At 67.6% G+C, this 12,806-nt stretch carries 14 protein-coding genes; 13 read left to right on the top strand and 1 reads right to left on the bottom strand.

Annotated elements, in window-relative coordinates:
* Positions 1 to 3: 3 nt before the first annotated feature.
* Positions 4 to 1,536, bottom strand: a complete 1,533-nt coding sequence (locus BST38_RS08660; protein ID WP_083142869.1) for an APC family permease — start codon at positions 1,534 to 1,536, stop codon at positions 4 to 6.
* Positions 1,537 to 1,742: 206 nt separating this feature from the next.
* Here BST38_RS08660 and BST38_RS08655 point away from each other — a divergent pair, with 206 nt between their 5' ends.
* The 13 genes from BST38_RS08655 to BST38_RS08595 all read left to right on the top strand — a co-directional run bounded on the left by BST38_RS08655 (position 1,743) and on the right by BST38_RS08595 (position 12,793).
* Positions 1,743 to 3,023, top strand: coding sequence for a class-III pyridoxal-phosphate-dependent aminotransferase (locus BST38_RS08655; protein ID WP_083142868.1), 1,281 nt, complete (start codon positions 1,743 to 1,745; stop codon positions 3,021 to 3,023).
* Positions 3,020 to 4,579 carry an aldehyde dehydrogenase family protein gene (locus BST38_RS08650; protein WP_083142867.1) on the top strand — a complete coding sequence of 520 codons (1,560 nt, stop codon included), beginning with the start codon at positions 3,020 to 3,022 and terminating at the stop codon, positions 4,577 to 4,579. The genes BST38_RS08655 and BST38_RS08650 overlap by 4 nt, the downstream gene beginning before the upstream one ends.
* A 3-nt stretch (positions 4,580 to 4,582) precedes the next feature.
* Positions 4,583 to 5,188, top strand: coding sequence for a BMC domain-containing protein (locus BST38_RS08645; RefSeq protein ID WP_083142866.1), 606 nt, complete (start codon positions 4,583 to 4,585; stop codon positions 5,186 to 5,188).
* On the top strand, positions 5,185 to 5,685 hold the full coding sequence (locus BST38_RS08640) for a hypothetical protein (protein WP_083142865.1): 501 nt from the start codon (positions 5,185 to 5,187) through the stop codon (positions 5,683 to 5,685). Before BST38_RS08645 ends, BST38_RS08640 begins: the two co-directional genes overlap by 4 nt.
* The gene (locus BST38_RS08635) at positions 5,682 to 5,927 is read left to right on the top strand and encodes a EutN/CcmL family microcompartment protein (RefSeq protein ID WP_083142864.1); all 246 of its coding nucleotides are present in this window, start codon (positions 5,682 to 5,684) and stop codon (positions 5,925 to 5,927) included. The genes BST38_RS08640 and BST38_RS08635 overlap by 4 nt, the downstream gene beginning before the upstream one ends.
* A gap of 73 nt (positions 5,928 to 6,000) precedes the next feature.
* Entirely contained in the window at positions 6,001 to 6,282 is a 282-nt protein-coding gene (locus BST38_RS08630) for a BMC domain-containing protein (RefSeq protein ID WP_011782687.1), read from the top strand.
* Positions 6,283 to 6,292: 10 nt separating this feature from the next.
* Complete coding sequence (locus tag BST38_RS08625) at positions 6,293 to 6,958, top strand: microcompartment protein (protein WP_083142863.1); 666 nt, start codon at positions 6,293 to 6,295, stop codon at positions 6,956 to 6,958.
* Positions 6,955 to 7,947 (top strand): phosphotransferase enzyme family protein, encoded by a 993-nt coding sequence (locus BST38_RS08620; protein WP_083142862.1) that lies wholly within the window; start codon positions 6,955 to 6,957, stop codon positions 7,945 to 7,947. The genes BST38_RS08625 and BST38_RS08620 overlap by 4 nt, the downstream gene beginning before the upstream one ends.
* A 25-nt stretch (positions 7,948 to 7,972) precedes the next feature.
* Positions 7,973 to 8,752, top strand: a complete 780-nt coding sequence (gene fabG, locus BST38_RS08615) for a 3-oxoacyl-ACP reductase FabG (RefSeq protein ID WP_083142861.1) — start codon at positions 7,973 to 7,975, stop codon at positions 8,750 to 8,752.
* A gap of 53 nt (positions 8,753 to 8,805) precedes the next feature.
* Complete coding sequence (locus BST38_RS08610; protein ID WP_083142860.1) at positions 8,806 to 9,573, top strand: GntR family transcriptional regulator; 768 nt, start codon at positions 8,806 to 8,808, stop codon at positions 9,571 to 9,573.
* A gap of 28 nt (positions 9,574 to 9,601) precedes the next feature.
* The gene (gluQRS, locus tag BST38_RS08605; protein WP_083142859.1) at positions 9,602 to 10,486 is read left to right on the top strand and encodes a tRNA glutamyl-Q(34) synthetase GluQRS; all 885 of its coding nucleotides are present in this window, start codon (positions 9,602 to 9,604) and stop codon (positions 10,484 to 10,486) included.
* Positions 10,487 to 10,530: 44 nt separating this feature from the next.
* Positions 10,531 to 11,994, top strand: a complete 1,464-nt coding sequence (locus BST38_RS08600; protein WP_083142858.1) for an ABC transporter permease subunit — start codon at positions 10,531 to 10,533, stop codon at positions 11,992 to 11,994.
* 28 nt (positions 11,995 to 12,022) lie between these two features.
* A complete protein-coding gene (locus BST38_RS08595) occupies positions 12,023 to 12,793 on the top strand; it encodes an amino acid ABC transporter ATP-binding protein (protein WP_083142995.1) in 771 nt (256 codons plus the stop codon).
* The last annotated feature ends 13 nt before the right edge of the window (positions 12,794 to 12,806 follow it).

Here is a 12,806-nt window from a genome sequence, read left to right as displayed (position 1 = left end):
TTCCTAGTCGCGAACTTCGCTGTCGTCGTAAACGATCCGGCCGATCAGTTCATAGCGCCGTTTGTCGTTGAACTTGAAGTACAACGCCATCGCCGCGCCGAACACGAAGACTCCGATCACGATCCATGGTGTCAGCTTGAACAGCAAGGTGCCCGACGCCGCGCCCGCGGCGGATTCCTTGTGTTCCCACAGCAGGTACACCACGTAGAGCATGCCGATGCCGCCGGTCAGTGGCGCCAGGAACGTCTTGAACCAGTGCGCACTCGACGGGTGGTTCTTGTGGAAGTGGAAGTACGCCACCACCGAGAACGCGCACAGCGACTGCACGATCAGGATCGCCATCGTGCCCAGGATCGCCAGCAGTGTGTACATGTGGATGTACGGATCCATGCCCGCGAAGAAGAACGCGAGCACCAGCACCAGGGCGATGCCGCTCTGCACGAACGACGCGATGTAGGGCGAGCCGTGCGTCTTGTGGGTGGCACCCAGCGTCTTCTGCAGCCCGCTGGACAGACCTTCGCGTCCCAGCGCGTACAGGTAGCGCGACGCGCAGTTGTGGAACGCCATGCCGCACGCGAACGAGCCCGTCACCAGCAGGATGTTGAACAGTGTGATGGCCCATTCGCCGTAGGTGTCGCGCACCGGGGCGAAGAAGATCTCCGACGACGTATCGGCGTTCTGCGCCAACTCGATGGCCTGCTGCGGGCCCGTGCCGGCGATCGCCATCCACGACACGAAGATGTAGAAGATGCCGACACCCAGCACCGCGATCATGGTGGCGCGCGGGATGATCCGCTTGGGGTCCTTGGACTCCTCGCCGTACATTGCCGTCGACTCGAAACCCACCCACGACCAGAACGCGAAGAAAAGGCCGAGACCCGCGCTGGCACCGGCGATCGCCGCCGGCTGGAACGCACCGACCGGGTTGAGGATCTCGCCGACGGCGAAGCCGTCGGGTCCGCCGCCCTTGACGGCCACCGCGATCGCGCCAAGGCCGAGCATCACGATCTCGGTGATCAGGAAGACTCCGAGCACCTTCGCCGTCAGGTTCACGTCGAAATAGGTCAGGACGCTGTTCAGTACGAGCATCAACAGCGCGGGGACCAGCCAGTGGATCGTGATCCCGAGCTGAGAGGACAGGAAGTTCTGGAAGAAGAACGCGAAGATGCCGATCAGCGACGCCTCGAACACGATGTAGGCCAGCGTGATGATCAGGCCGCTGGCCATGCCCATCACGCGGCCCAGCCCGTGGGAGATGTAGCCGTAGAACGCGCCGGTCGCGGTGATGTGCTTGGCCATCGTCGCGTAGCCGATCGCGAACAGGCCGAGCACGATCGTGGCGACCAGATAGCCGGCCGGGGCGTGCGAACCATTTCCGAAGCCCACCGCGATCGGGACATTGCCGACCATCGCGGTGATCGGCGCCGCGGTGGCTACCGCCATGAAGATCACGCCGAACGTGCCCACGGCGTTTCGTTTCAGGCGTTGGACCGAGTCCTTGCTGTGTGTTTCAGGGGAAACGACGTCTTCTGTCATCTACAGAGACCTTCCAGAGGCGAAGGATAGAAGAGGTTCAACCCGCGGGAGCACCGCGGGTGTGGTCCAGACCACAGTGCGAACCGAAGACATATTGGCACTACCAATTAAGCTGCGCAAGCCCTGTGAGCCCGGGATTGACATAAATGGTCCGGCCATTTAGGTTTTTGGTCACATCCCCGGCCGACCTCACGACAGGGAGTCCCGTGTTCGACTACGGCACGTTCTCGTTCGATTCCAAAGCCCAGGTGCTGGAACGTGCCAAGGAGTTCTGGAACCCGGACAAGACGCAATTCTGGACCGACTCCGGCGTCGACCTCGTGATCGACCGCAGGCAGGACTACTTCCTGTGGGACATGAGCGGGCGCCGGCTCATCGACATGCACCTCAACGGCGGCACCTACAACCTCGGGCACCGCAACCCGGAGGTGATGGCCGCGATCACCGAGGGCATGGAGCACTTCGACGTCGGCAACCACCACTTTCCGTCGGTGGCCCGAACCGCGTTGGCCCAGAAGCTGATCGAGTCCGCGCCCGCATCGCTGAGCAAGGTGGCGTTCGGATCCGGCGGCGGCGAGGCCATCGACATCGCCCTCAAGAGCGCCCGGCACGCCACCCAGCGCCGCAAGATCGTCTCGATCGTGAAGGCCTACCACGGGCACACCGGCCTGGCCGTCGCCACCGGCGACGACCGCTTCGCCAAACTGTTCCTCGCCGACCGGCCCGACGAGTTCGTCCAGGTTCCGTTCGGTGACACCGACGCGATGGAACAGGCACTGAAGGGCCGCGACGTCGCCGCGGTGATCATGGAGACCATTCCGGCCACCTACGGATTCCCGTTGCCGCCCATCGGATATCTGGAGGCGGTCAAGGACCTGTGCGTGCGCTACGACGCGCTCTACATCGCCGACGAGGTGCAGACCGGGCTGATGCGCACCGGCGAGATGTGGGGCATCACCAAGCACGGCATCGACCCGGACATCATGGTCACCGGCAAGGGCCTCTCGGGCGGCATGTACCCGATCACCGCGGCGCTGCTCAGTGACCGCGCGGCGCAGTGGCTCGAACAGGACGGCTTCGGGCACATCTCGACGTTCGGCGGTGCCGAACTCGGCTGCGTGGCCGCCATCAAGACCCTGGAGATCACCGGCCGGCCCGAGGTGCGCTCGTCGGTGCACTACATCGCCGACCTGTTCGCCACGGGCCTGGCCCGTATCCAGGCCGACTACCCGGACTGGTTTGTCGGCATCCGGCAGAACGGCGTGGTGATCGGTCTGGAATTCGACCATCCCGAGGGTGCGAAGTTCGTGATGCGCGAGCTCTACCAGAACGGGGTGTGGGCGATCTTCTCGACGCTGGATCCCCGTGTCCTGCAATTCAAACCGGGCCTGCTGCTCAACCGTGACCTCTGCGAGGACGTGCTCGACCGCGTCGAGGTTGCCGTCGGACGGGCGAAGCTGGCCGCGACCGGACGGAGGAAGCCGTGACCGGTACACACCTGGTACCCCACGCAGGTCAACTGCTCGAACGCGCCCGCTTCGCCGCGGCCGCCTACGCCGAGTACGACCAGGCCTCGGTGGCGCGGATCGTCGACGCGGTCGCCGACGCCGGCCACCGCAACGCCGAGCGCTTCGCCGCCGCCGCCGTCGCCGAGACCCAGATGGGCGTCGTCGCCGACAAGGTGACCAAGAACCGCGCCTGCTCCCGCGGCATCGTCGAGTTCTACCGCGGTCAGGACTACGTGACGCCGCGCATCGACAGTGCGCGCAAGATCGTCGAGATCCCGCGCCCGGCGGGTGTGGTGCTGGCACTGACTCCCACCACCAATCCCGTTGCGACCGTGTACTTCAAGGTGATCCTGGCGTTGATGACCCGCAACGCGGTGGTCGTCGCCCCGCATCCCCGCGCCAAGCAGTGCTCGGCCGACGCGGCGAGGCTGCTGGCCGAGGCCGCCGAGGCGGCCGGCGCCCCGGACGGCATCGTGCAGGTCATCGACGAGCCGACGCTGCCACTGGTGGAGGCGCTGATGTCCGACGAGCGCACCGACGTCATCGTCGCGACCGGCGGTACCGGCGTCGTACGCGCCGCGTACTCGTCCGGAAACCCGGCCCTCGGCGTCGGGCCGGGCAACGTCCCGGTGTTCGTCGACGCGACCGCCGACATCGACGCCGCCGCCCGCCGCATCGTTGACAGCAAGGCCTTCGACAACTCGGTGCTGTGCACCAACGAGTCGGTTCTGATCGTCGAGGACAGCGTCGCCGCGAAGCTCGGCACGGCACTGACCCGCCACGGCGCACACATCCTCGACGCCGATTCCACAGACCGGTTGCGCGAGTACATGTTCCCCGGCGGTGCGCTCAACACCGAGGTGGTCGGGCGCGACGCGGCGTGGATCGCCGAGCGCATCGGTGTCCGGGTCACGCCGAAGACCCGGGCGTTGATCGCCCCGTTCACCGACGTCATCGGTGAAGAGGTGCTCACCCACGAGAAGCTGTGCCCGGTCCTGGGGATGACGACCGTCGCCGACGCCCAGCGCGGTATCCGCGCGGCCCGGGCCGTGATCCGCATCGCCGGCGCCGGGCATTCGGCGGCGATCCACAGCGAAGATGCCGCCGTCATCACCGACTTCGCGGCCCAGGTGCCGGTGCTGCGGGTGTCGGTGAACGTCGGCAACAGCACCGGAAGCTCCGGGCTGGACACCAACCTCGCGCCGTCGATGACGATCGGCACGGGATTCGTCGGCCGCAGCTCCATCGGCGAGAACCTGCAGCCGGAGAACCTGCTGAACTGGGCCAGGATCGCCTACAACGCCGACTCGGCGGTGACGATGCCGAACTTCGCCGGACTCTCGCCGTGGCGCTCACCCGCCGGTCCCGTGCCCGCCTATCCCCGGGCCTCCAACGACCCGTCGGCGGCGGTTGTGGCGCCCGCACCCGTCAGCAGGCCCGCCGCCCGGCGCGCCGCCGATCCCGGTATCGAGGCCCTGCGCGCCGAATTGCGCGCCCTGGTGGCCGAAGAACTCGCACAACTGATCAAGAGGTGACCCGTGGCTGAACTGCGTTCGTTCATCTTCATCGACCGGCTCCAGCCGCAGACGATGTCGTATCTGGGTACCTGGATCAAGGGTGCCCTGCCGCGCGCCGGCGTCGCCGCGCAGATCATCGAGGTCGCCCCCGGGCTCGACATCGAGGGCGTCACCGACGTCGCGCTCAAGCACGCCGAGGTGCAGGCCGGGGTGCTCGTGGTCGAGCGGCAGTTCGGCTACCTGGAGTTCCACGGCGACACGGCCAACGTCGAGGCCGCCGCCGACGCCGCACTCGCCGAATTGGGCAGCGACGCGGGCGCGGCGACCCCGCCGCAGATCCTGGCGTCACGCATCATCTCCAGCATCGACCAGCAGCACGCATTCCTGATCAACCGCAACAAGATCGGCTCGATGGTGCTGGCCGGCGAGACCCTCTACGTGCTGGAGGTATCCCCGGCCTCCTACGCGATCCTGGCCACCAACGAAGCCGAGAAGGCTGCCGACGTGAAGGTCGTGGACTTCCGGATGATCGGCGCCACCGGCCGGGTGTACCTGTCCGGCAGTGAATCCGACATCCGCCAGGCTGCCGCGGCGGCCGAAGAAGCCCTCGCCCGGAGCGTGCGGTGAGCCTCGACCGCGAGGTGTTACGCCAGCTCGTCCGCGAGGTGGTTCGCGAAGCCGTGGGCGATCTGGCGTCGCAGTCACCCCAGAAGGCGCAGGCCCCGCGGCCCACTCCTGCCCCGGCGGCACCCCCGGCTGTCCCCGACGGCCCGGTCGCCACCGGTCCGCTGGCCGCCGACGAACGGTCCCGCACCGACACCGTGCGCATCGCCAACGATCGTGACCTCGACGTGTTCGTGCGGAACCTGCTGCGGCTGTTCGAGAATCCGAAGACACGCGCCGATCTGCGGCACGGCCGGCTGTCGTTCCGGCTCGCCGGAACCGAACGCAGCGGCCCGGGCGCCACCACACGCATCGAGCGCGGCGCGGTCACCGAACGGCAGATCACCGACATCGCCGCCTCCGGCGCATCGCTGGTACTCGGCCCCCGCGCTGTGCTCACCCCGCTGGCCCGTGAGCGCGCCCGCGCGCTGGGCGTGACGATCCACAAGGAGCGAACATGATTCGTGGCACGGTCATCGGTCAGGTCTGGTCGACCCGCCGCATCGACGGCATCCCGGCCGGCGCCTTCCTCGAAGTCGAGGTCGACGGGTCCGGCTCCCGGCTGGTCGCCTTCGACGTGCTGGGCAGCGGGGTCGGCGAGCATGTGCTCGTCACCCAGGGCTCGGTGGCGGCGAGCTGGTTCACCGGCACACCGCCCCCGGTCGACGCGCTGATCATCGGTTCCATCGATCCCACCGGCTAGCCGCCCCGGCTACCGGTCCCCGTCTGTTCGACAAACCCGACACCTCTCATCACCGACACAAAGGAGAAACACCATGGCCAGCAACGCGATCGGAATGATCGAGACCAAGGGCTACGTCGCCGCGCTCGCAGCTGCCGACGCGATGGTCAAGGCCGCCAACGTGACGATCACCGACCGCCAGCAGGTGGGTGACGGCCTGGTGGCCGTGATCGTCACCGGCGAGGTCGGCGCCGTCAAGGCCGCCACCGAGGCCGGCGCCGAATCCGCCTCCCAGGTCGGCGAACTCGTCAGCGTGCACGTGATCCCGCGGCCGCACAGCGAGCTCGGTGCGCACTTCTCCGTCGCCGCCCAGTAGTCTGCCGACAGTGGCTGTATCCGAGGCCAGGTCCTCCGCACCGACCAGGACCGACATCCGTGTCTACCTGCTCGTCGAGGACCTCCAGCAGCAGTTCGCCGCCTACCTGGGCACACCGACCCGGGCGCGCGGTTATCCGCCGTATGCCGGCGAGCACGCGCTCATCGTCGAGGTGTCGCCCGCGCTGGCGATCGAACGGGTCATCGACCTCGCGCTGCGGGAGGTGCCCGGCATCCAGCCCGGGATCCTCTACGTGGAACGGCAGTTCGGTGTGCTGGAGATCCACTCCGGAAACCTCGCCGACGTGCGGCGCGCCGGCGAGGCCATCCTGGCGGGCACCCAGAACTCGGCGTCCGATCAGCTGCGGCCCCGGGTGCTCTACCACGACGTGATCGAGGACATCACCGATCAGCACGCGGTGATCCTCAACCGCAACCGGCAGGCGTCGATGGTGCTGCCCGGTCAATCCCTGCTGGTGTACGAGATGACCCCCGCCCTGTTCGCGGCGGTGGCGGCCAACGAGGCCGAGCGGGCCGCACCGGGCCTGACGCTCGTCGACGTGCAGATGATCGGCGCGGCGGGCAGGCTCTACATCAGCGGCAGCACCAAGGACGTGGTGGTGGCGCGGGACCGCATCACCGAGGTACTCGGTGCGATCGAAGGACGGGAGCATTGACGGCAGACTTCACTGACGACGAGATCGTCGCCGAGAAGGCCCTGGCGGCGTTCGATCTGCCGCAGGGCTCGGCGCTGCGGCTGCTCAACCTGTCGGAAAACGCGACCTACGCCGTCGAGGAACCCGGCTGCGGGCACCGGTCCATCCTGCGGGTGCACCGCAAGGACTATCACCGCGTCGACCAGATCGAGTCCGAGCTGATGTGGCTCGACGCGCTGCGCCGGGACAGCGACGTCACCGTGCCGACTGTGATCCCCGCCCACGACGGGCGCCGCGTGGTCACGGTGCAGCACGGCGGGGATGACCGCTACGTCGTGCATTTCGAGATGGTGCCCGGTGCCGAACCGGACGAGGACACCGTCACCTCCACCGATTTCCACACCCTGGGGTGCATCACCGCCGCGCTGCACGACCATGCCCGCAGCTGGCAGCGACCGACGGGGTTCAGCCGCTTCGCCTGGGACTGGGAGCACAGCCTGGGAGGCACTCCGCGATGGGGACGCTGGCGTGACGCCGTCGGGGTCGGCGAACACGAGGCCGAGGTTCTCTCCCGCGCACAGACGCTGCTGCACCGTCGCCTGACCGAATACGGCACCGGGCCCGACACTTTCGGCCTGGTGCATGCGGATCTGCGACTGGCCAACCTGCTGGTGGACGACGACACGATCACCGTGATCGACTTCGACGACTGCGGGTTGGGTTGGTACTTCTACGATTTCGGCACCGCGGTGTCGTTCTTCGAAGATCACCCGTCGGTTCCGGAATGGCAGGACGCCTGGGTCAGCGGATACCGCACCCGCCGCACGATCAGCAGTTCAGACGAGGACATGCTGGCCTCGTTCATCCTGCTGCGGCGCCTGCTGCTGCTGGCCTGGATGGGGACGCACAGCCACTCCAAGGAGTCCCAGGCGATCTCCGTGACCTATGCCGCGGGCAGTTGCAAACTCGCCGAGCAATACCTGTCCTCCGACGGCCACCGGCTGTTCTGATCCCGTACCGAAAGGGCTTATGGCTATGTTCAACTCGTTGCAGGGCCGCTCGGCCATCGTCACCGGCGGAAGCAAGGGCATCGGTCGCGGCATCGCCGAGACCTTCGCCAAGGCCGGGGTGAACGTCGTCATCACCGCACGCACCCAGGCCGACATCGACTCGACCGTCGCGGATCTGGGCGGACTCACCGGCACCGTCACCGGGGTGGCCGCCGATGTGACCAGCCCCGAGGACTGCCGTCGCGTGGTCGCCACCGCGGTGGAACGCAACGGCGGCCTCGACATCGTGTGCCCCAACGCCGGGATCTTCCCGTCCGGCCGGCTCGCCGACCTGACGCCCGAGGACATCGAGCAGGTCATCGGCGTGAACTTCAAGGGCACCGTGTACATCGTGCAGGCCGCGCTGGATGCGCTGACCGCCAGCGGTCACGGCCGGGTCATCATCACGTCGTCGATCACCGGGCCCGTCACCGGTTTCCCCGGATGGTCGCATTACGGCGCGAGCAAGGCCGCCCAGCTCGGATTCCTGCGCACTGCAGCGATCGAACTGGCCCCGAAGAAGATCACCGTCAACGCGGTGCTGCCCGGCAACATCGTCACCGAAGGCCTGATCGAGATGGGCCAGACCTATATGGATCAGATGGCCGCGTCGGTGCCGGCCGGCAAGCTCGGCGAGGTCGCCGATATCGGCAACGCCGCACTGTTCTTCGCCACCGACGAGGCCGCCTACATCACCGGACAGTCCCTGGTGGTCGACGGCGGTCAGATCCTGCCCGAATCGCCGGAAGCGCTGGCCGACCTGTGACGGGCCGTATCGTAGATTTGGTCTAACCAATTCTGCAGGCGAGGAGAGGTCCGGTGGCCACACAGACCGAGGATCTGCGGCGCCGGATCGTGGCCGACATCAACGCGGGTAAACCCGGCACCAAGCTCGGCAGCGAGCGCGAACTGGCGGAACGCTACCGGACCAGCCGGTCGAGCCTGCGTCAGGTGCTCGCCGCGCTGGAGGAGGCCGGTCTCGTCGACCGGGTGATCGGCCGGTCCGGGGGCATCTTCATCAGCCACGCACAGGTGCAGCGCAGCCTGACCGACGTCGTCGGGGTGCCGGCGTTCCTGGCCAGCCAGGGTTACGTGGCAGGCACCCGGGTGCTGTCGACCAAGATCTGCGCCCCCGACGCCACCACCCAGCAGGCGTTGTCGATCACCGCGGACGACTTCGTCATCGAGATCCAGCGGCTGCGGCTGGCCGACGGCTCACCGATCTCGTTGGAGCTCGCGCAGTTTCCGGCCGACGCATTCCCCAATCTGCTCGAACAACAGCTCGGTGGCTCGCTCTACGAGATCCTGGAGAGCAAGTACGGTCTGGTCACCGCGCGCGCCGACGAGCGGATCGAGGCCGTCAACGCCACACCCGAAGAAGCCAATCTGCTCGGCATCAAACCGAACTCGGCGCTGCTGCTGATCACCCGGGTCGCGTTCGACCAACACGACCGGCCCTGCGAGTTCTCCCGTGATCTGTTCCGCGGTGACCGGACGCGGTTGGCCGTCACCGCCCAGGGCCACGGTGTCGGGGTCGCACCGTCGGTGGCCGCCGCATCGGTCGCGCTGCAGAGCCAGGCCGTGTGACGTCGCGCTGTCTGACACAGTAGAACCCGTGACGAGCTCATCCGGCGCGGGCAGGTTCGCGCCCAGCCCGTCGGCGGATCTGCACATCGGCAATCTCCGCACCGCCGTGCTGGCCTGGTTGTTCGCCCGGTCCACGGGCAGGCGGTTCCTGATGCGCGTCGAGGACCTCGACGACCGCACATTCCCCGAGATCGCCGAACGCCAGCTCGCCGACCTCGCCGCGCTTGGCCTCACCTGGGATGAGGAGGCAACCCGCCAGACCGAGCATCCGCAACGCTACGACGCCGTCGTCGACGGCCTCAGGGAGCGCGGCCTGTTGTTCGAATGCTTCTGCACCAGAAGGGATATCGCGCAAGCCCCACGGGCTCCGCACGCACCCGAGGGCGCCTACCCGGGGACGTGCCGGAACCTGACCGACGCCGAGCGCGAACGGCGCCGCGAGGAGACCGGACGCCCGCCCGCTCTTCGGCTGCGCTCCGACGTCACCGCCTACACCGTGCACGACGTTCTGCACGGCGACTACACCGGCCTGGTCGACGACTTCGTGGTCCGGCGCGGGGACGGGGTGCCCGCATACAACCTGGCCGGCGTCGTCGACGACGCCGCCTCCGGAGTCGATCAGGTGGTGCGCGGCGACGACCTGCTGTCGTCGTCGCCGCGGCAGGCCTACCTGGCACGCCTGCTCGGCCACCCCGAGCCGGTGTACGCGCACGTGCCGCTGGTGCTCAACGCCGACGGTGCCCGGCTGGCCAAGCGAGACGGCGCGGTCACACTGGCCGAGATCGGGGTGCCCGAGGCGCTGGCCCAGATCGCCGATTCGCTGGGATATGCGGCCCGCACCGTCGAGGACATGCTCGGCGAGTTCGACCCGGCGAGGCTGCCCCGGACCCCGTGGATCTATCAGCCGGGTTGAGCAGAACCCTTGGGCCGGACCGCTGAGCTTGTTACCGTCCGGCGATGCGCCAGTTCCGAAGACTCCTGCCGGCGGTGCTCATCGCACTCGCCGTGCTGCTGACCTCGTGCGGCTCGTCAGAGTCCGGAAACTCGGTGAAGGACAGCGGCGTGCTGCGCGTTGGCACCGAGGGCGTCTACGCCCCGTTCAGCTACCACGACCCGGCCACCGGGGCGCTCACCGGATACGACGTCGACGTCGCCCGCGCGGTCGGCGAGAAGCTGGGTGTGAACGTCGAATTCGTCGAGACCCCGTGGGATTCGATCTTCGCCGCGCTCGAGGCCGACCGGTTCGACGTCGTCGCCAACCAGGTAACCATCACCGGTGAACGCGAACAGAAGTACGACCTGTCCGAGCCGTACTCGATCGGTGAGGGCGTCATCGTCACGCGCGCCGACGACGACTCGATCACCTCGCTGGCCGACCTGTTGGGCAAGCGGGCGGCCCAGAGCACCACCAGCAACTGGGCGCAGGTGGCCCGCGACGCCGGTGCCCAGATCGAAGCGGTGGAGGGGCTGACCCAGGCGATGGCGCTGCTGAGCCAGGGCCGGGTCGACGTCGTGGTCAACGACAGCCTGTCGATCTACGCCTACCTCGCCGAGACCAACGACCCTGCGGTGAAGATCTCCGGCACCACCGGCGAGAAGAGCGAACAGGGGTTCGCCGCCCGGAAGAATTCCGGTCTGCTGCCTGACCTGAACACGGCCGTCGAGGAACTCAAGGCCGACGGCACGCTCGCCGAGATCTCGCAGAAATACCTCAAGACCAACGCATCCGGCGGCCAGGACACCCCGCAGACCCAGCCCCGCTCCACGCTGAAGCTCGTGCTCGACAACCTGTGGCCGCTGGCCAAGGCGGCGCTGACCATGACGATCCCGCTGACGATCATCAGCTTCGTCATCGGACTGGTCATCGCGCTCGGCGTCGCACTGGCGCGGCTGTCGTCGAACCTCGTGCTCAGCAACCTGGCCCGGTTCTACATCTCGCTGATCCGCGGCACCCCGCTGCTCGTGCAGCTGTTCATCGTGTTCTTCGCGCTGCCCGAGTTCGGCATCAAGATCGACCCGTTCCCGGCGGCCGTCATCGCGTTCAGCCTCAACGTCGGTGGCTACGCGGCCGAGATCATCCGCTCGGCGATCCAGAGCATCCCGAAGGGCCAGTGGGAGGCGGCCGAGACGATCGGGCTCGACTACGTCGGCACGCTGCGGCGCATCATCCTGCCGCAGGCCACCCGCGTCGCGGTGCCGCCGCTGTCGAACACCCTGATCTCGTTGGTCAAAGACACGTCGCTGGCCTCGACGATTCTCGTCACCGAGCTACTGCGGCAGGCCCAGATCATCGCGGCGCCGACGTTCGAGTTCTTCGCGTTGTACGGCACCGCCGCGGTCTACTACTGGGTGATCTGTCTGGTGCTGTCGTTCGGGCAGGCGAGGTTCGAACGCCGATTGGAAAGGTATGTGGCGAAATGACCAGCGCTTGCGCGAGGAATCGAAAATGATGAGCGTTCCCGAACAGCCCGAGAACCGGGTCGTCGCCACCGACGTACGAAAATCCTTCGGGCCGCTGGAGGTCCTCAAGGGCGTGTCATTCACCGTGCCGCGCGGCACCGCGACCGCGGTCATCGGGCCGTCGGGCTCGGGCAAGACCACGCTGCTGCGCACCCTCAACGCGCTCGACGTCGCCGACTCCGGCGTGATCAAGGTCGGCGACACCGAGATCGACTTCGGAAAGCCGGTCGCCAAGGACCAGCTGAAGCGCTATCGCGCGCAAAGCGGTTTCGTGTTCCAGTCGCACAACCTGTTTCCGCACAAGACGGTGCTGCAGAACGTCACCGAGGGGCCGATCGTCGCCCAGAAGCGCCCCCGCGCCGAGGCCGAGGCCGACGCCGTGGAACTGCTCGACCAGGTGGGGCTGAAGGACAAACGGGACCGGTACCCGTTCGAGCTGTCGGGGGGCCAGCAGCAGCGCGTCGGGATCGCCCGCGCACTCGCGCTGAAGCCCAAGGTGGTGCTGTTCGACGAGCCGACCTCGGCGCTGGACCCCGAGCTCGTCGGCGAGGTCCTCGGCGTGATCAGGGATCTCGCCGTACAGGGCTGGACGCTGGTGGTGGTGACCCACGAGATCCAGTTCGCTCGACAGGTTTCCGAGCAGGTGCTGTTCCTCGACCAGGGGGTCGTGCTGGAGCAGGGCTCCCCGGCCGAGGTGATCGGCGACCCGAAAGAGGAGCGGACGCGGCAGTTCTTGCAGCGCATCCTCAACCCGCTGTAGCGGGCCGTGAGAG

The sequence above is a fragment of the Mycolicibacterium parafortuitum genome, from assembly GCF_002086815.1.
GTDB classification, from domain to species: Bacteria; Actinomycetota; Actinomycetes; order Mycobacteriales; family Mycobacteriaceae; genus Mycobacterium; species Mycobacterium parafortuitum.
The sequence above is the reverse complement of the archived record's forward strand: the minus strand, read 5'-3'. Positions and strand labels throughout refer to the sequence as shown.